The 18,143-nt window shown below is 48.4% G+C and carries 22 protein-coding genes and 3 pseudogenes; 11 read left to right on the plus strand and 14 right to left on the minus strand.

Annotated features, from left to right (window positions below; translation table 11 throughout):
- Positions 1 to 294: 294 nt before the first annotated feature.
- Positions 295 to 1,317, minus strand: a complete 1,023-nt coding sequence (gene adhP / locus Q7C21_RS14490; protein ID WP_375150810.1) for an alcohol dehydrogenase AdhP — start codon at positions 1,315 to 1,317, stop codon at positions 295 to 297.
- Positions 1,318 to 2,755: 1,438 nt separating this feature from the next.
- On the opposite strand from adhP, the pseudogene Q7C21_RS14495 reads away from it, so the two are divergent.
- Positions 2,756 to 3,103 (plus strand): annotated as a pseudogene (locus tag Q7C21_RS14495) (phage baseplate assembly protein V); the annotation flags it as partial.
- On the plus strand, positions 3,086 to 3,481 hold the full coding sequence (locus tag Q7C21_RS14500; protein ID WP_078804517.1) for a tail fiber assembly protein: 396 nt from the start codon (positions 3,086 to 3,088) through the stop codon (positions 3,479 to 3,481). The pseudogene Q7C21_RS14495 and the gene Q7C21_RS14500, both read left to right, overlap by 18 nt.
- A gap of 53 nt (positions 3,482 to 3,534) precedes the next feature.
- Here Q7C21_RS14500 and Q7C21_RS14505 read toward each other — a convergent pair whose 3' ends face one another.
- The 4 genes from Q7C21_RS14505 to Q7C21_RS14520 form a co-directional block, all read right to left on the minus strand.
- Positions 3,535 to 3,975 carry a hypothetical protein gene (locus Q7C21_RS14505; RefSeq protein WP_008925341.1) on the minus strand — a complete coding sequence of 147 codons (441 nt, stop codon included), beginning with the start codon at positions 3,973 to 3,975 and terminating at the stop codon, positions 3,535 to 3,537.
- Positions 3,976 to 3,992: 17 nt separating this feature from the next.
- Entirely contained in the window at positions 3,993 to 4,526 is a 534-nt protein-coding gene (locus tag Q7C21_RS14510) for a hypothetical protein (protein ID WP_154926344.1), read from the minus strand.
- Between the two features lie 734 nt (positions 4,527 to 5,260).
- Positions 5,261 to 6,127, minus strand: a complete 867-nt coding sequence (locus Q7C21_RS14515; protein ID WP_187513503.1) for an RES domain-containing protein — start codon at positions 6,125 to 6,127, stop codon at positions 5,261 to 5,263.
- Between the two features lie 19 nt (positions 6,128 to 6,146).
- Complete coding sequence (locus tag Q7C21_RS14520; protein ID WP_154926347.1) at positions 6,147 to 6,995, minus strand: phage repressor protein CI; 849 nt, start codon at positions 6,993 to 6,995, stop codon at positions 6,147 to 6,149.
- A 114-nt stretch (positions 6,996 to 7,109) separates the two neighbouring features.
- On the opposite strand from Q7C21_RS14520, the gene Q7C21_RS14525 reads away from it, so the two are divergent.
- From Q7C21_RS14525 to Q7C21_RS14545, 5 genes are all read left to right on the plus strand, one after another.
- A complete protein-coding gene (locus Q7C21_RS14525; RefSeq protein WP_154926349.1) occupies positions 7,110 to 7,511 on the plus strand; it encodes a hypothetical protein in 402 nt (133 codons plus the stop codon).
- Positions 7,512 to 7,542: 31 nt separating this feature from the next.
- A complete protein-coding gene (locus Q7C21_RS14530; protein ID WP_261766301.1) occupies positions 7,543 to 8,091 on the plus strand; it encodes a phage regulatory CII family protein in 549 nt (182 codons plus the stop codon).
- A gap of 185 nt (positions 8,092 to 8,276) precedes the next feature.
- Positions 8,277 to 8,453 carry a hypothetical protein gene (locus Q7C21_RS14535; RefSeq protein WP_008925343.1) on the plus strand — a complete coding sequence of 59 codons (177 nt, stop codon included), beginning with the start codon at positions 8,277 to 8,279 and terminating at the stop codon, positions 8,451 to 8,453.
- Between the two features lie 405 nt (positions 8,454 to 8,858).
- Positions 8,859 to 9,317 (plus strand): STM2901 family protein, encoded by a 459-nt coding sequence (locus tag Q7C21_RS14540; protein ID WP_039660063.1) that lies wholly within the window; start codon positions 8,859 to 8,861, stop codon positions 9,315 to 9,317.
- Positions 9,311 to 9,610, plus strand: a complete 300-nt coding sequence (locus tag Q7C21_RS14545) for a DUF1493 family protein (RefSeq protein WP_003854584.1) — start codon at positions 9,311 to 9,313, stop codon at positions 9,608 to 9,610. The genes Q7C21_RS14540 and Q7C21_RS14545 overlap by 7 nt, the downstream gene beginning before the upstream one ends.
- Before the next feature lie 30 nt (positions 9,611 to 9,640).
- Here the strand turns inward: Q7C21_RS14545 and Q7C21_RS14550 are convergent.
- Positions 9,641 to 10,540: pseudogene (locus Q7C21_RS14550) on the minus strand (phage portal protein); the annotation flags it as partial.
- Here Q7C21_RS14550 and Q7C21_RS14555 point away from each other — a divergent pair.
- From Q7C21_RS14555 to Q7C21_RS14570, 4 genes and pseudogenes are all read left to right on the plus strand, one after another.
- Positions 10,529 to 10,975 (plus strand): annotated as a pseudogene (locus Q7C21_RS14555) (baseplate J/gp47 family protein); the annotation flags it as partial. The pseudogenes Q7C21_RS14550 and Q7C21_RS14555 sit on opposite strands and share 12 nt — an antisense overlap.
- Positions 10,968 to 11,576 carry a phage tail protein I gene (locus Q7C21_RS14560; RefSeq protein ID WP_008925347.1) on the plus strand — a complete coding sequence of 203 codons (609 nt, stop codon included), beginning with the start codon at positions 10,968 to 10,970 and terminating at the stop codon, positions 11,574 to 11,576. The pseudogene Q7C21_RS14555 and the gene Q7C21_RS14560, both read left to right, overlap by 8 nt.
- Positions 11,573 to 12,805: a phage tail protein gene (locus Q7C21_RS14565; RefSeq protein ID WP_154926353.1), complete on the plus strand. Its 1,233-nt coding sequence runs from the start codon at positions 11,573 to 11,575 to the stop codon at positions 12,803 to 12,805. The genes Q7C21_RS14560 and Q7C21_RS14565 overlap by 4 nt, the downstream gene beginning before the upstream one ends.
- Positions 12,805 to 13,197, plus strand: a complete 393-nt coding sequence (locus Q7C21_RS14570) for a tail fiber assembly protein (protein WP_008925349.1) — start codon at positions 12,805 to 12,807, stop codon at positions 13,195 to 13,197. The genes Q7C21_RS14565 and Q7C21_RS14570 overlap by 1 nt, the downstream gene beginning before the upstream one ends.
- A 54-nt stretch (positions 13,198 to 13,251) precedes the next feature.
- Here Q7C21_RS14570 and Q7C21_RS14575 read toward each other — a convergent pair whose 3' ends face one another.
- The 8 genes from Q7C21_RS14575 to Q7C21_RS14610 form a co-directional block, all read right to left on the minus strand.
- Entirely contained in the window at positions 13,252 to 13,692 is a 441-nt protein-coding gene (locus Q7C21_RS14575; RefSeq protein WP_003854558.1) for a hypothetical protein, read from the minus strand.
- Positions 13,693 to 13,764: 72 nt separating this feature from the next.
- On the minus strand, positions 13,765 to 14,385 hold the full coding sequence (locus Q7C21_RS14580; protein ID WP_261766303.1) for a hypothetical protein: 621 nt from the start codon (positions 14,383 to 14,385) through the stop codon (positions 13,765 to 13,767).
- A 672-nt stretch (positions 14,386 to 15,057) separates the two neighbouring features.
- Positions 15,058 to 15,381 (minus strand): phage repressor protein, encoded by a 324-nt coding sequence (locus tag Q7C21_RS14585; RefSeq protein ID WP_375150811.1) that lies wholly within the window; start codon positions 15,379 to 15,381, stop codon positions 15,058 to 15,060.
- A 1-nt stretch (position 15,382) separates the two neighbouring features.
- On the minus strand, positions 15,383 to 15,625 hold the full coding sequence (locus Q7C21_RS14590; protein WP_375150812.1) for a DNA polymerase V: 243 nt from the start codon (positions 15,623 to 15,625) through the stop codon (positions 15,383 to 15,385).
- 226 nt (positions 15,626 to 15,851) lie between these two features.
- Positions 15,852 to 16,283, minus strand: coding sequence for a tail fiber assembly protein (locus tag Q7C21_RS14595; RefSeq protein ID WP_375150813.1), 432 nt, complete (start codon positions 16,281 to 16,283; stop codon positions 15,852 to 15,854).
- On the minus strand, positions 16,280 to 17,086 hold the full coding sequence (locus Q7C21_RS14600; RefSeq protein ID WP_238329298.1) for a hypothetical protein: 807 nt from the start codon (positions 17,084 to 17,086) through the stop codon (positions 16,280 to 16,282). The genes Q7C21_RS14595 and Q7C21_RS14600 overlap by 4 nt, the downstream gene beginning before the upstream one ends.
- Before the next feature lie 62 nt (positions 17,087 to 17,148).
- Positions 17,149 to 17,373, minus strand: a complete 225-nt coding sequence (locus tag Q7C21_RS14605; RefSeq protein ID WP_182629588.1) for a cor protein — start codon at positions 17,371 to 17,373, stop codon at positions 17,149 to 17,151.
- Positions 17,374 to 17,461: 88 nt separating this feature from the next.
- Positions 17,462 to 18,142, minus strand: a complete 681-nt coding sequence (locus tag Q7C21_RS14610; RefSeq protein ID WP_375150814.1) for a hypothetical protein — start codon at positions 18,140 to 18,142, stop codon at positions 17,462 to 17,464.
- Position 18,143 lies beyond the last annotated feature (1 nt).

The following is an 18,143-nucleotide window of genomic DNA, read 5'->3' on the forward strand; positions in this document are numbered from 1 at the left end:
AACCCTGTCAAAATCAGATATGCCAGTATCAGAACAAAGAGCACAATCGCTGTTATTTCAATGGATTTAAGTAAGTGATGCTTCGCCATAAATAACCCTCCTTCGCGTGTGTGTAATAGCCTTTCACCCCATAAACTATAATGTTACCGGTAAAGTTCAAGTCAAAATCACATCATGAAACATAAAGACTGGCTTATTAATGGTTAGAAGGATTGTGCTCTGAAGGGCTCAGAGAGATCTTAACGATATTAAAAAGCCCGCAGGATGCGGGCCTTTGCAGGAGTCAGATGAACTTTAATCAGCAGAGTGACAGGTGAAGTCGATTACCATCCTGCCACGGATTTTGCCCTGCACCATCTCATCAAAGATGTCATTGACCTCACCAATCTTCCTTTTGGTCACTTTAGGCACGACTTTCCCTTCTGCCGCAAACTGGAAGGCTTCTGCCAAATCGTTTCGCGTTCCGACCAGTGATCCCACCACCTGAATGCCATCAAGTACCAGACGGGGAATATTTAGACTCATCGCTTCCGGCGGCAGTCCGACAGCCACGACGCGCCCTCCTGCTCTCACCGCATCCACCGCCGAGTTAAAGGCCGCTTTAGCCACCGCCGTCACCACAGCAGCATGTGCTCCACCGGTTTTCTCCTGAATAATGCGCGCTGCATCTTCGCTGGCCGAATTGACCACCAGATCGGCTCCCATCTCCTTCGCCAGTGCCAGCTGACCATCACTGACATCAACCGCGATCACTTTGGCGTTGAAGACATTTTTTGCATATTGCAGCGCGAGATTTCCCAGCCCGCCAAGACCATAAATGGCCAGCCATTGTCCCGGTTTAACTTCTGACACCTTAACCGCTTTATAGGTGGTGACACCGGCACAGGTGACGCTACTGGCAGCGTAAGGATCAAGTCCATCAGGGACTTTGACCGAGTAATCTGCAACGACAATGCACTCTTCAGCCATGCCGCCATCGGCTGTGAAACCGGCATTGATTACCGATCTGCAGAGGGTTTCGTTACCGGAGTTACAGTATTCGCAGTGACCGCAGCCCTTGAAAAACCAGGCGACGCTGGCCCGATCGCCAGGCTTGAGTGACGTCACATCCGGTGCGACTTCCTCAACGATACCGATCCCTTCATGACCCAGGGTCACACCCGTTTTATCGCCGAAATCACCGTTCTTAACATGCAAATCGGTATGGCATACACCACAGCATTCCATCCTGAGCCGGGCTTCACCGGTTTTGAGAGGACGCAGCGTCTTCTCAACAACTTCAACCTTGTGTTCACTATTAGCAATTGCCGCTTTCATAAACGTTACTCCTTTTGATTGAATCTCAAGAATATGCCATACGGGAATGATGGCAAGATTACAGATTAGCTTTGGGTGCGGGACAGAAAGAGTTGTTGCTGCCTTTGTGAGTGAAGTCAGTTTTGAGGTGCGTTACTAAAGGGATTTTGCGTGTTAAAGCTTTGGAAATCATGAGTGACTTACTGGATGCGTGAAGCACGTTTATCGTGAAGAACCTTTTCAGACGGCGATTACCGGTTAAAAGGGGCGATAGCGCCCCTGTTCATCTAAATGCTTCGTATCAATTACTCAGCGGAGTCGCTCGGTTGCCAGCGGTGAATGCCACTGTCAGTTGCCGGTCCCCTGTGTTCAGTAGAATCATCCGAGGCTGGCGGTGGCCCCAGATGCTGAGAAGCGTTATTTTCTGATGCGGCTGGTCCGGCATGGTGGCTCCAGCCATTATCATTTTGCTGGTCCTGATAAGACGCATGGTGATGATGCCATTCAGATGATGGGCCGCGATGGTATCCTCCCTCTGCCATCACACAACCAGACATGGATGCACTCGCTAACGCTACGAGCGCACAAGGAATAACTTTTTTTAAGAACATAATAAACCCTGGTTAAAAATCACCGGGGCAGGTTACGACGTGGTTTTTATACGTTAAATAAACGTGGAGGACCGTTCGGGGAAGATGTTTAGATATATTAATTGAGATCAATTTTGAGGAGAAGCGTCCGGAAAGCCTCTGTTCTGCTGGCAGTAAAATGGGGGGTATCATGAGTATTAAGGGGACCCAAAGTAAGAATAACAGAGCAGTTATTAAGATGATTTACATATCAGAAAATAAGAAATAGCGCGAGCCTGATTCTATCATATCTCAGACAGGACTTAACCAGAGAAACCAGATTATATAATCGCTAAATGGCAGCCAACCTCACTAAGGAGATCATTTTTCGTCACACTTCACACTTTAACGCTATCGATTAAATCAGGATCACGAAGATCTCTTAACAAACCTAATACCATCGATTGTATTTAATATACACATAAGAAACAACCATCACCCATATTATGCTAATAATCGCCGCATGTTCAGAAATAAATCGAATGAAAATATAAACTCCTGCAACAATCAAAACAGCAGGAATTAAATAGATAAATGATTGCATGAGCCATAAAAATACACGCTTCACTTATTCAACCTCTCATTTATAGCATCTGATTTTTATTCGTTGTAAACACTGCATCTACGTGAAATAGTGTCATGATCATTTTAATATCCAATAAGCATATAGAATGTCAGAAGAAACATCCAATCAGACTGGACGAGATGTTATAACGCGCATGGCGTAGCCATTTTCCTGCCGCAACGGGCTGGCTATGCGTAACTGATGTTAGCTTTAGCTTGTGGGGAAAATAAAATCTAAATCATGAATGAACAACCCGAAGACATTCAGCGCCCGCGCGGGTAAAACCCGCTCCTGGAATGCGCCGTCAATGGGTGAGCAGGTGCTTGTACTGTGCCTCGGTGGTGAACTTGATACCGGCTTTGTGCTGCCGGGAATTTTCTCTTATGGCAATCCGGCTCCGTCTGCCTGGGCCGATGCGCTGGTCATTTCCTGACGATGCGGTGATCGAATACGAGCCGGAAACCGGCGCACTGACCGCAACCGGCATACAGACGGCAACCATCAAAGCGACGGTAAAATCCTGTTCGACTCGCCAGAAGTGGAATGCGCAACGCTGCTCAAAACGGCGCAGCTGGAAGTCAAAAAGGGCGGCACGATGAAAGCCAACATTAGCGTGCCGGACCATCGCGGTGAAACGGCTTACCCGATTTCAGGCGGCGCGCCGGTGAAAATCACGGTACTGGGCGACAATCCGGCGGACAACATAACGCATTCTCCGGCAACCGCGTTTGACAAGTGGGACGGCGAAAAGTGGGTAACCGACGGCGATGCGCAGCAGCAGTCACTGCTTGACGCAGCGGCCAGCGAAAAGTCAGCGGGCGTGAGTGAGGTCAACGGAATTACTCAGGCATGGCAGACGCAGCTGCTGCCCGGCATCATTACTGATGCGGATAAAGCCACGCTGACCACCTGGATGAAGTACGTGCAGGCGGTACAGGCTGCAGATATCACAAATGCGCCAGCTATCAGCTGGCCGAAAACGCCTGAATAGAAAATTCGTTTTACGCCCGTAGCTTTCTATTAAAATTTTCAATGGCAGAATGTTTAATTCTGCCATTGAATCATTTCATCAAGTCGATTCAGAATGTCGGGGAAATAGCTTTCATCAAGGCCAAAGCTGCCTTTAACCTGGACGCTGTCGGCATGTGGTTCCGGGCGAAGAATGAAATCAACAGTTACGCCATCAATACTTTTTTCATTGGTCAGTATCATGTCCAGTTGATGAATATCGCTCTGATAGTTAAACGACCTGATCTTTTGCTGATTAATAAGCGCCTGATGAAAAGCTGAGAATTCTTTTTTCAGCATTTTCAATTCTCCAACGGTGAACTCCGTTTTAAATGCCACTTTCAGGCCGCTTACCGAAAACTCCACCCAGGACTGTATCCAGTCCCAGTGATGGTTAACAGGATCGGCTTCGTTATCCACTACGCGTTCAAAGGGAGCGATTGCGAATGTAAACTCTTCATTCCTGATATCAAACATTGAAATTTCCTTGTCAGCTAATAAAAATATTTAAAATGAGATATTGTCCAGTCTGATTCCCTGACTATTACTTCAAATTTGTATTTCTGATGAACATATTCCCTTCGCTGCTTATCGTAGCGCAGTTTATAAATATCCGTTTCGTATCGGAACATTCCTTTTCCTTCACGAGGGTCTGGCATTCGCTTACCAAAACGAATAGCTCTTTTCTGAATCTGCAAAGGTACATACCGACTGGGTTCAAGCATATGTTTTGCTGCTGTTTCGGTCATTTTCAAATTGCGCGCATGCAGCCCGATTTTAAGCCGCCCTCGCAAAAGAGATATGGTCCCTTGACTGATTCTGGCTGTAACAGCCGCGCGCGCGCCTGACTCAAACAAAACGCGACCAGTGCGAAGAATACGGAAAACACCAAACGCAAATAATGCAATATCAGTGGGATCAATCAGGGGTGTTTCAAGCGGCGCTTCTTCCAGCCTGACAAAATGTCCCTGCACATCATAAATCTGCCATAAGCCCGGAGCCTGTACCACCGTGTAACCGATACACATTCCGCTGGCTTCATCTGTTACGGGCTTTGCATTTCGGGGCAAATGGCGGGGCCGAATCTCAAAAAAACGCCCTGAGGCAGTCTCGACTCAAATGTGTAGTAACGTCCGAATTCCTGTTTTGCTGCTGTTCCTGAAATCATTCTCAATCCCTCGTTCATGACAATGGCTGTTTTATAGTGCCACAAGAAGATAAAACAATCATTTTCTGATAGATGCCCATGATCCTGTTAACAGACGGCAACTGCGTGTGCCCCTTTCCCTGATGTCAGACCATGAGCACTCCCTCAAAACAGCATGCATCAAATGTCTGATTATCTTTATGGTGTCCGCATCATCTAAATAAACGATGCCAGGCGCACAATTTCTACCACAATCGTAAAATGTTCTAAATCGTTCAGGATATTGATGCTGAAAATGCAACATAAGCGTACTTATTGCGACAGGGTATAAGCAGGCTGCGTAGTTATTTACTAAAGGATAGAAACGGCAGGTTTAGTAAACTCAATCCACTGGCGTTGATGGCGAAGAAAAATAGCGACAAAGTGGCGGCACAGAGTCCAGCAGAGTAGAACAGGAAGTAACAGGAGCGGGCTTAACTGATTGATTTCACGTTAAGTCATTGATACGAAGTGCCAACCAAAAAAAGACCGAATACGATTATACCTTATAATTATCATTAACTTAATGCGCATAATGGCGATAATTTGGCTATTGTGCCAAAAAACTCTCAAATTTCATGATGGGTGCCAGGGTGGCGACAATCGGTGTGAATGCAGATTGTCAATCTCACCTTTAGCCCACTGTACTTTGCCACTGCGAGTTATCCCTGAAACGTGTTCAGTTTGCGAAGTCTCATAATATCCACAGGCTAAGTGATCAACCATTTGACGTCTGGCTGCTACAACGGACCAAGAGTTCCAAAAATCATCTGTTTTGATTGCAATATTCACTGCTCCTTCGTGCTGCACACTTGGATAAGCGATTGCAGACAAATGTGGGAGCTTTTCAAAAAAAGATTTTGCGATGTAAGATGAAATTCGATACCCGTCACGGTCTTGTGTTAATTGCTCAAATAGAAAAGCATCAGTTATAAGAAGAGCTTTCGCATGATTTGGATTACAAGCATTCAGCATAGCGTCGAAATCAGCGGCCTCTTTACCCTTTAGAAAACGGCCGTGGCCGCGCTGTATCAGCATGATTTCGCCTATGGGTGCAACCCGGCATGCCAAGCCCTCGCGGATTTGCAATTCAACTAGTAATGCAATATTGCTATCTATATTAATTTCACGATATGCAGTTTCTGCTCTATCAGCCACATAAAGAACGGGAAAACCTTCAGGATTAACTCGCCCGGCCATCGCATTACCATCAATTTTCCATAGAAAATCCTGAATTGATTCAGGATAATAATCACCATCAATTTTTCTTGCACGTTTAAATACGAAGGAAGATGAAAATTTAATATTAAAAATCACATGAGCTTGAATTAATTCACTTATAAATCGATGCTTAGCATCAAGTGATGAAAGTTCAAAATCATTAATTCTTGCAACCAAATAATCTAATGCTAAAGGAGGAAATTCTTCCGTTATAGTTTTCATGACTAAGTTGCTCCTTTTTTTAAAAATTATAATCCATTGTTAACACCACTTTACCGGCAGCCTTTACCTCTTCAATGCCGCAAGTAAAATTATTACCTTTAGCCGTCACGCTAATCCTTCGGCCTGGCAAAAGAGCTATGTCATAAACATCATACTTATCATCAATACCTAGCAACCACCGGCCGTTGCTGATGCCCGTAATATTTAGATCAATGATCCATGCCCCAGTATTACTTGTAATAAATACTGGGTTATTGAGTAAATGTTGAATAAAGCTTAAATCACCCTTCCAGGTTCCCGCGTCTTTAAGTACACCTGCTTCCAAATTCTTATGTGGAATATGTTCGCCATCATTATCTTTTTCGCAATTACTACTTTGACTCCCCTTCCCTGTTGCCAGCCATCTTAATGACGCGCCAGTATCGAGAGCACATGTCACAACAACATCGCCTGGGAAATAGTTTCTGCGTACCCAAGTGCTGACTGTACCTGATGAAATTCCGAGCAAATCACAAAGCTGTTTTTGAAGGGTAAAGCCGTAGGCGTCCATGATGCGGCGCAATATAGGCTTGCCGCCATTAGAGGTGATCTCGTTGTAAAGTGCTGCACCTTTAAGAGACAGAGAATCAGTTACCTCTTCAAAACTTGCATTTGCAAACTTACCAGTAGTAAGCCAGTTGAGATTGCTATCTGTGTCTAAAGCACATTTCACGAATGCACTGCCGGGAACGCTATTACGCTGTACCCAATTGCTCACGTTCGCCGCTGGTACTCCTAGGCATTCAGCTAAAGCCTTCTGAGTAGTAACGCCATAGGCAGAGCACAGACGCTCAACAATTTCTAAGGCTGAACCTTCGCTAAAATCCATATACCACCAAATAAATAAACAATTGTTGTTTTATAAACATTATTTGTTGATCTAGGATGTAGCACACCACATGAAACACCGTAGAACAAAACGACTCGAAGGAGATACTGCGTTATGCATATTGAAAATGCAAACAACCAGAACGCATTTGACTTAGTACAATCTCAAGATTTTATTGCGAATGTCGCAGCGATTTTGATGCCAGCCATCAGTGACGCGGTAAACGACGCCGTAAACAAAGCCGTCACGCTCGCCACATCCCCAACAATGTCTAAGCAAGACTTTGCTGCAGCCAACCGCATTAGCCTGTCAGTGCTGGAGAAATGGATTGCTAACGGGGTTGTACTACTCGCACCTACCCCATCTTTCACGTATACGCAGAACCGCACGAATCGTAAGACAGGCGAAGTGGTAGAAACCACCATGACGAAACATGGCAATCCACTTATCAATGTTGCTGCATGGCGTGAGAAGAACCGCCAACAAGCAATCAAATGCCGCTATATCAAACCATAACTTGATTTTGCAAGTTAAGAAGGATCTGAGCATGTTTGATTTCAAGGTTTCTACCCATACCCATTACGACGATGCCTGTCGCAAATTCGCGTTAGCTCACAACATGGAAGACGTCGCTAAGCAGTCCGGCATGCGTGCGCAAACGTTGCGTAACAAGCTGAATCCAGACCAGCCACATCAGCTTACCGTCTTAGAGGTTTTAGCCCTAACCGATGTCACTGAGGATGCAACGTTGGTTGATGGCCTGCTGGCGCAAATCCAGTGCCTCCCCTGTGTGCCGGTAAATGAAGTCGCGGATGAAAAATTTCCCCTTTATGTCATGAAAGCTACTGCAGAAGTGGGCCAGTTAGCAGCAGGCGCAACCTCTACAGAACCTATGACAGCCAACTGTAAACGTGGCCTTCTGCAAAACGTTAATAGCGGTATTCGCTGCTTAACACTGGCTGCAATGGCGGTACAGGCGCGTATTCAGTCTAACCCGGCACTGTCCTCAACCGTCGATGCCATCAGCGGAAGGCCACACAATCAAGATTGGAGAGCTTTCTTACTGGAGCGGAACAAGCGGCTATCTGTTCCATAGACGTCGCAAAAATGCCGCCCCATTAAAGCGCTTCAATGCACTAGCGAGAAAAAGAGGCATACAGTTGCCTGATTAATAAAACGGCAGTCGGACTAATCTGAGCCGCACGATTGTTTACGATTTTAGTTCATCATGACACTGTTTATACATACAGTACATTTTGACTAAAAGGAGTTAATCATTTGATGAAAATAGATAATCTAAGTGAAACGGTTGCACGCATTCAGTTCATTGCTGACGTATCGCTGATCGCACATTGCAAAGAAGATGAATTAAAAATGGCACTGTCGATGATTAGCGACATGGCAGGGACAATCGACACAGCTATTTTCGAAGCCGCTATTTACTGCCAGGCAGAATGATTAATTGCCCCTTCCCTACCGTTCACTAGCCACCTTTAAGGTGGCTTTTTGCTTCTGCATCAAAGTGCATATGCTTGCATTAATCCGCATGATCCAAAGTGGATCGCTAAGCGTCTGTAAGACCAGAGCTGGCGCGCTCAGAGGTTGTACATGCAAATGCATGAAAAGCGATACATAAAGCGGGCAGGCGTGGCGGGGATAGCATTGCGCGCGAGGGGTACAAACATGCATGCGGAGGCTGCGCCAGGGGCACGGAGGGGCACGCAATGGTTTGATGAGATTGAACTGGTGAAGAGGATTTGAGCCTCGCAAATCGGGCCTGAGAGCGGCAGATGAGGTATGGCACTGATCGGAATTAATATGATAAATTTTTGACCAATACGGTTAACCATGTAAGGGAATAATATGGATACAACTGAGCAGTTAAACGGGACTTACTTCTATGGCGGGCTTACCAACCTTTCCCCGGCAGAGCTTTATTTCTGGATTATGATTGATGTGACCGCTGAGCATTTTAGCGGTGCAAAGGATATCATAGCCATAGCTGCAATTTACTCGGGACAGAATACGATTGACGTGTCAGGAAAGTTAAAGGGTGCCTGGAAAGGTACCTCTTATGCCTCGGTGTATTCTCGCAAGCTGTTGCGCGATTACCGTCTCCCGTTCAGGTTGCCTACGTGGATACAAAACCCTAAAAAACCATTCCAAATTAAAATGTTGATGACCCATAAATTGGGTACTTTCGTCGGTCGCACAATACCGGTTTTAGGATGGGTAATTATGGCCGCTGATGTGGCGGAGATAGGCTGGAAAACTACGGTAAAATACAACCTTATTGCCCATAAGGACGACAGAATATGGTAAGTGAGGATATAGAGAAGGCAGTATTTGCGCTGGTTGAAGATTATAACGGCAGAAGCTTGTTTACATTAAAACGTTACAAGCTTGAGCTGGACACTGATCTGAACAACGACTTTCGCATGGATCCCATCGACGCTTATGAATTACTTGAGCGGTATGCTGACAGTTTTGGCATTGACCCCGGCACCATCTCTTTTAACGACTATTTCCCGGAAGATTTCACCGCACCGCATGATCCGCTTACTCTCCGTTTGTTGGTTGAGTCTGCACAGGCCGGGCGCTGGTTGGGTAAATAACTAACGCCTGCACAGGCAGGCGTTACATCTTCAGTTTGTTGCCGCTTCCAGCGAATAAGGGCGGAAGGCGATCACCTCTTCGCCCAGCCAGTTATTGATTTCCTTCAGACGTTCCTGCAGCGGTGTCAGTTTGTTACGCACAAACACCTATGCCGCTTTCACCGCATCACCGAATCCGCCGGAGTTGTCCGGGATAATCCCCATCATCTGCGGCGGCACGCGGTGTGCGCTTAGCAGGTCGTCGCGGCTGGCCTTCTTGATGTTAAAGAAATCGTCCTTCGTCGCTACCTCGCTGAGCGGCAGAATCTTGATCCCGTCCGGCTTACCGTTCGGCGCGTACATAAACAGGTTGCGGAAGTTGCCGATCCCTTTCGTGTCGCGCATAGCCTGGCGCATCCGGTCAACGTCGCTGCTGCTCTGCGCCGCGTCGGTCATATACAGGATGTAACCGGCGTGCGCGCCGTTCTGATAATACTTGCGGCGGAACAGCGTTGCCGCCTCATTCAGCCAGGCGGAGTTAAGCGCGCTGAGGTATTCCGGCAGGCCGTACAGCTCCTGATTGATATCCGGCTCCAGCAGATGAAACACGCTGCCGGCCGAAAATTCATGCGGCTCTTTCCAGTCATTCACAAACCAGTAAACGCCATCCTTAACGCCTCTGCGGGTGAATTTGGCCGGAGTGGTTTCAAGGCGCAGCGGCTTACCCAAGCCATTACGGCGCAGCTCGGCAAAGGCGTTACCGAAGACCAGATAATCCAGCGCAAACTTGCTGAACTCCTGCTGACTCATCATTGGGTGCGGGATGAATGTTGATGCCAGAATGTTGCGCTTTACATAAATCGGCGAGCTGTGATGCACGGCCGCACGCAGGCTTTTCGCCAGGCCGTTAAAGCTGACCGGCGGCTCAAACCAGCGCCCGTTACCGATGCATCAGCCATCAGCCCGTCGCCCGCCGTTGTTACCGTGACTGTGCTCGCGCGTGAGGGCAACGGCGTGGCCGGTGATGATTTGCTGGCCGTGGTTAACGCTGCGCTCAATGACGAAGACGTGCGCCCGGTTGCTGACCGGGTGAGCGTGCAGTCAGCGAAGATTGTTAGTTACGAAATCGAGGCCGAGCTTTACCTCTATCCGGGGCCGGAAGCGGAGCCAATCCGTGCCGCTTCAGAGGCAAAACTCGCCGCCTTTGTCAGCGCACAAAAGCGTCTCGGCCGTGACATTCGCCTGTCTGCGCTGTATGCCGCCATGCACGTTGAGGGCGTGCAGCGCGTCAACCTTATCAAGCCTTCCGCTGACGTGGTGCTAGACAAAACCCAGGCCGCTTACTGCACAGGATACGCGCTGACCGTGGGAGGCTCGGATGAGTGATCGCCTGCTGCCGACCGGCTCGTCAGCGCTTGAGGTTGCTGCCGCCGAGGCTCTTGCAAGCCCCGGTACGATGAGCGTGCCGCTGCGCCAGTTATGGAATCCGCAAGCCTGCCCGGTTGAGCTTCTGCCCTATCTGGCGTGGGCGTGGTCAGTTGATCGCTGGGATTCAGCCTGGCCGGAATCAACAAAGCGCGCCGTGGTTGCCGCCTCGCAGTACGTGCATCGGCACAAGGGAACGATTGGCGCTATACGCCGCGTCGTTGAGCCTCTGGGCTATCTCATCAGAATCATTGAGTGGTGGAAAACCGGCGAAGCGCCTGGCACGTTCCGGCTGGATGTGGGCGTACTCGATACCGGCATTACTGAGGAAATGTATAACGAGCTTGAGCGCCTGATAGCCGATGCGAAGCCCTGCAGCCGTCACCTTATCGGCCTGTCTATCAATCTTGACGTGAACGGCGCGCTGCCGGTTGCCGTTGCCAGCTACAGCGGCGACGAGCTGACCGTTTATCCCTATACCCCTGAACTTATCAGCGTCGGCGGGCCGGGTTATTCCGGCGTGGCGGTGCATCTTATTGACCTGACGGAAGTGAGCGCATGACGACAAAATATTTTGCCCTGCTGACCAATCAGGGCGCGGCTAAGCTGGCGAACGCCGCCGCACTCGGCACGAAAGTAAACATCGCCTCGATGGGCGTCGGCGACGGTGGCGGCACACTGCCGACCCCTGATGCGGCACAGACAAAGCTCATTGGCGAGAAGCGACGCGCGCAGCTTAATTCGCTGACCGTTGACGCGGCAAACAGCAGCCAGATTATCGCAGAGCAGATTATCCCGGAAAGCGAGGGCGGTTTCTGGATCCGTGAAATCGGCCTGTATGACGCTGACGGCGTGCTGATTGCCGTTGCTAACTGCCCGGAGACTTACAAGCCTCAGCTGGCCGAAGGAAGCGGCCGGACGCAGACCGTGCGCATGATTTTAATCGTGAACAGCACAACCGCCGTCACGCTGAAAATTGATCCGTCAGTGGTGCTGGCAACGCGTAAGTATGTTGATGACGCTGTGATCGAGGTGAAAGCCTACGCTGACGAGATGATGGCAAAGCATCTCAAAAGCGCTAATCCGCATGGTCAGTACCCGTTAATTGAAAACGCATTAAAGGAAATGGCCGATGCCGGGCTGTTGCCTGACGTTCTGAAAAATCTTGGCATCAGCGATAAGTTTTCCGGCCGTTTTATCGGGTACCAGATTTTCACCACGCCCGGAGCAGTTAACTACAAACCCACGCCGGGAACGAAACGAATCAAGATTATCCTGACCGGAGGTGGTGGCCGGGGTTATGGTTATCTTGCCTGGGGATCGAGTTATGTTTCCCGTGGTGCGGGCGGGGGAGCAGGCGGAACGGTAATCGCTTGGCTGAACGTGGATGAGACAAAAAATTATCCTGGCGTAGTCGGTAGAGGCAGTAACGAAACCGACGGCGCGACTAGCAGTACCTTTAACGGTCAGCTGACAGCGGGCAATGGCTATAATATGACTTCCGGTGATGCCGGTGGCGTTGGCGGCTCGGCCATAGGCGGATTGTTAAATATACAGGGGGGTGATGGCAGCGACGCGCCCGGACTGATTACGGCCTCAAGCAACCCTTACCGGGGCGGCTCTGGTGACGTCGGCGTCAGTTACTGGGGCGGCGGTAGCCGTAGCGGGGAAAGCTCATCATCAGGCAAAAAAAATACCTATGGTGCAGGCGGCGGAGGTACAACGCGTACCGATCCCTTTATCGGAAGTTATGGATCTGACGGTATTATTTATATTGAGGAGTTCAGCTGATGAAAACCTACGCCCGGATTGAAGATAAGCGAGTTGCGGAAATTGTCTCTATGAGTGTCAAGCCAGAGAAACTCTATCATCCGTCACTGGAGTGGGTAGATATTACCGCATTGTCTGAACAGCCCGGCTGTAATTATCTCTACAGTGACGGCGTATTTACAGCGCCATTTGTGGATGCCAAAGATGCTGGCTTTCTGGCCAGCAGCCGTTTGTCGGCAGAAATGGACGAAGCTAATCGTACTATAACCCCTTTGCAGGATGCGGTTGATATCAGCATTGCAACTGACGAGGAACTAACGCGACTGGCTGCATGGAAAAGATACCGCGTTATGCTGAGTCGGACGGATATCACGACCGCGCCAGATATCAGCTGGCCAGATAAGCCTGAATAAAAAATTCATTTTACGCCCGAAGTTTTCAGTTAAAAATTCTCAATGGCAAAATGTTTAATTCTGCCATTGAATCATTTCATCAAGCCGCTTCAGAATGTCAGGAAAATAGCTTTCATTAAGGCTGAAGTCACCTTTAACCTGAACGCTGTCGGCGTGTGGTTCAGGGCGGATATCAAACTCCACTATAACACCTTCTTTACCCGTAACTTTTCTGATAACCATATTGAGCTGGCCACGTTCGCTGCGAAAATTAAAAGGTTTTAATTCACGCTGCGTGATAAGTGCCTGGTAATGTGCGAAAAACTCATCCTTTAAAATCTTTAGCTCGCCGATGGTAAATTCAGTTTGAAACTGCATTTTAAGGCCGCTAACAGAGAACTCAATCCAGGACTGGATCCAGTCCCATAGATGATCAACCGGGTCGGCCTCATCGTCTGAGATTCTTTCAAAGGGAGAAATTACAAATGTGAAATCTTCATTGCGCAAATCAAACATACAAGTTGTCCAGTCTGTCAATCCATGTATTTAAAATGCGATATCGTCCAGTCTGACTCACGCACGACGACTTCAAGTCGTGTATTCTTTATACTCATATTCCATTGTTTGCTTATTAAAGCGTAGTTTAAACAATCTCGTCTCATATCTGAACATACCTTCACCTTTGCGGGGATCTGCCATCCGCCTGCCATAGCGAATCGCTCTTTCCTGAATTTGCAGAGGGACATAGCGACTCGGTTCATACATATGTTTTGCAGCAGTCTCGGTCATTTTAAGGTTACGTGCATGCAGCCCGAGTTTAAGTCTGCTGCGCAGAAAGGATATAGTGGAGTGACTGAGCTTCGCATAAACAGCGGCACGTGCCCCTGATTCAAACAGCACCCGCCCTGTACCAAGGATACGAAAAATACCCAAGCCAAACAGGGCAATATCAGTGGGATCGATCAGGGGTGTTTCAAGCGGCGCTTCTTCCAGCCTGACAAAATGCCCCTGAACATCATAAATCTGCCACAAACCCGGAGCCTGTGCTACTGAGTTACCGATACACATTCCGCTGGCTTCATCTGTTACGGGCTTTGCATTTTGGGGCAAATGGTCGGGCCGAATCTCAAAAAAAACGCCCTGAGGCAGTCTCGACTCAAATGTGTAGTAACGTCCGGGTTCCTGTTTTGCTGCTGTTCCTGAAATCATTCTCAATCCCTCGTTCATGACAATGGCTGTTTATAGTGCCACAGGAAGATAAAACAATCATTTCCCATAGATGCCCGTGCTCCTGTTAACAGACGGCAACTGCGTGTGCCCCTTTCCCTGATGTCAGACCATGAGCACTCCCTTAAAACAGCATGCATCAAATGCCTGATTATCTTTATGGTGTCCGCATCGTCTGAGTCAACGATGCCAGGCGCACAATTTCTACCACTATCGTAAAATGTTCTAAATCGTTCAGGATATTGATGCTGAAAATGCAACATAAGCGTACTTATTGCGACAGGGTATAAGCAGGCTGCGTAGTTATTTACTAAAGGATAGAAACGACAGGTTCAGTAAACTCAATCCGCTGGCGTTGGTGGCGAAGAAAAATAGCGACAAAGTGGCGGCACAGAGTCCAGCAGAGTAGAACAGGAAGTAACAGGAGCGGGCTTAACTGATTGATTTCACTTTAAGTCATTGATACGAAGTGCCAACCAAAAAAAGACCGAATACGATTCCTGTTTACGATATATAGGGGTTTTCCTGTTATTTAACAGTGGGTTGAATAACAAAAGCACCCCTTTTGATGGTTGCAATACTTACTAATGCACCCGTTCAAGATCAAACGCTTGCGAGTTATTTCGTTTCCGGTTCGGGAAATTTTCGGTATCGCTAATTTATCGGCCTGTCAGGCTCATGTACTGACACAATCTCGGCCGTCACCTTCCCCAGCACGATAATCCCTTCCATACCCTCTCCGTAGATCGTCTCGCCGTCTGAGGTGATAATTCCCGATCTGAACAATCTCCCAAGCTGCGAATAGTCTCCGAGCTGGAATGCTACTTTGTCGCCTGTCCTGCCCTGCACCGTTCTGTCGACAATCGCAAATCCGACCGGCGTTTCGATCATCAGCATGTGAGTCGGATGCGGCATAAGAAGTTTGTTCAGGTCGATACGACCTTCAACATAGTCAGACGCAGGTGATGGAAAGCCCATATCAGATTCCCCCGTTCGGGTTGAACTGACGGTAGGTCTTAGCCTCACCCTCATGCGTAGATGCATCGCGGAACGTCGCCGTGTTTGCCTTTATCCACTGGTTAGCCTCACGCAGGCTGAAGTGCCAGTTAACCAGCCCCAGCTGATGGACAAACTCCTGCGTCCTGACGATAACGCCCAGCCCCGGCTCTCGCCTCATGGCAGCCATGAATGCCGCCTTAATATCACCTTCTCTCGCCATCATAAATCCTCCTCTGATAAATACTGTGTGAATAAACAGTAATATCGATCGATAAGATTGATCAAGGCGGACCAGTTAACAGATTTGTAAAGGACTTGAGATGGAAGGGTTTTTAATCGTGCGGGATTGGCGATGGGTAACTAATCTCAAATGACCCACCCCGTAGCCTGCTCAGATAGGAGTGCAAGAGTCATTGCCCGGTCGCCGGGCCTTTTTCAAAGGCGTGGATTCAGGATGCGGGCTTTTCAGGCCATTTAATATCGGGTGCCTTTGTCAGGTCGATGCGATTAACCGCCACCCGGTACTTCTTCCAATCCTTGATTGCAGCCTCTTCTTCTTCAGTAGCCTCACCTATATCAACAGCATCCTGAAGTGGCGCCATGAGGTTAGCAGCCTCATACAGCCGCTGAATTTTTTCAGCCTGAGCCTCCTGCTGGTGCTGCTCTGCAGTTTTAACTGGATTCTTCTCTACACGCGGTCCGTTTTCGTCAAAAATGGAATAGTATCCCTCGGGAGGTGAGCACCAGTTTTTATAGTCCTCTTCACTTATTTCATTGAAGTCCGATAGCGTGAGGCCCGTCTGAATCAGAGTGGCTTCTTTAGCGGACTCGGTGTCCATGAAGTAGAACCCCCGAACGCCCTCTTTAGTTGTGTACATCATGTGTTGACTACTCCGATGGCTGTATAATTTAACTGGACCTGTGATGTGACAGGCGTCCCGTCTTTGTTCGTGATAAAAGCCTGAAATCCGCCTGCACCGATATAGGTGATACTGATAAAAAGCGTCGAGGCCACCTGCCCGTTACCATTACACACAACAACACTGGTCGGCGCGGATGCAAATGCTGTAGCAAATGTCACTGTCGCCGTTCCCTGGCTCGGAACCGGAGCAGCAGCATCACAAACAACCCTTACAGACTGAGTCTGGGATACCGGCGCAACTGCTGCCCTGCTGCTGCCAGAAATGCCAAGGTTAACAGCTGTTTGCCCTGACACTGCGCGACTTGAGAAAGAAAGCGCTCCTGACAAAACTCCGCCGCTTTTATCGTATTTATTGCTGAGGGATGTTGTGAGCGAATTCCAGGATGGGCCGCTGTACTGACTTCCATCAGGCAGGGTGACCGTTATATTTCCGCTACCATAATAAACCTGTTGCCAGTTAGCCTTGTCCAGATTAAGCCCGCGAATAGCTTTCGCAACATCGGCGGCCACCTGTGCAGTAATCCCGACAAGTGCCGCATTTGGGACTGCAGTCCATGCCACACCAGATGCGTTAGGTCCGTTGTAAGCAGTAATGAGAGTAACGCCTGTTGCTGAGTTGACCGACTGCACGCCGAGCGTATAGGTAATGCCGCCAACAACCGCAACAATAAAGTCATTCGCTTTCAGCTCAGTCGTGAAGCTGGTACCCGATCCATTCACAGCTGTTGAGTTGTTTGTTAATGCAATAGTGCCTGCTGGCATAGCTTTCTCCGGGCAATAAAAAACCCGGCGCGGTGGCCGGGTTCATTGATTTGAGTTATTTACTATTTATCGCAGGTGCTTTTGGTGAAGTTCGCCTTTGATACCCACTTCCATCCAAACGGGTTTCCCGCGTAATATTGTGTCTGATTGGCTACTTTCTTAATGCCGTAAATCGGAACGGATACGTCCTGACCACCAATCCGGGCAGTCGCTGAGCACTGCTGAGGTGGTAAAACCTGACAGCCAGCAAGAGCAGATACGGCAAGACATAACACAATCTTTTTCATGATTTTCATCCTTGTTTGAGTTATGCATCTTATACATACATACCCAAAATACATCAAACAAATTGATGTATTTCAAAGATCGATTTTATTAATATCTCTGAACGTTAACTGCTACCAGACGGTTTCGGTAGTTAGTCATGGTTCCTGTGCCTCCCCCTCCAGTATTAAGGTTTCCAATATAGCCACTGGTAACCTGTGTTGTGCTGCCATTAAATCTGGCGCTGCTTGCATATTGAGCAACAACCGGATAAACCTGACCTCCCTGACTCACTGTCCCCGTGTAATTACCAGTGTAAGCAGGAGCCACTGCCCACTCGCCTGACAATGTGAAGTTGGCGTTGAATCCTGAACCCGAGTCAGACCCCTCATCTCCGAGCTTTTGCACATCTCGCAGGACCTTTGTCTCATTCGTTAAAATGCATCTGCCCTGAGAATCATTTATTTGAATGCCCCATGCAGGGACTGGCTGAAATTGGTAACCAAAAATATAAACATTGACCGTTCTTGCGGCTCCAGCACAGCGCAAGCTCCAGACTCCCCCGGATAACTCCATCGCTTCACAAGTGTTTTGGCCGCTTCCCTGAGCGCCATTACTGTTGACGAAAACAAATCTGATGACACCATCGTTATTGAATAGATTAATTACAGCCCCACTCCCTGATGCAGCCGGCACACTAAGCACTCGTTTTTCAAGAAGCGTTAATGGCATTGTGTCACCGATATAAAACGGTATTCCTGCTGAGTCTGTCAGCATTGCTCCATAGGACATA

The organism is Pantoea sp. ANP04 (genome assembly GCF_041982285.1).
Lineage (GTDB): Bacteria > Pseudomonadota > Gammaproteobacteria > Enterobacterales > Enterobacteriaceae > Pantoea > Pantoea eucalypti.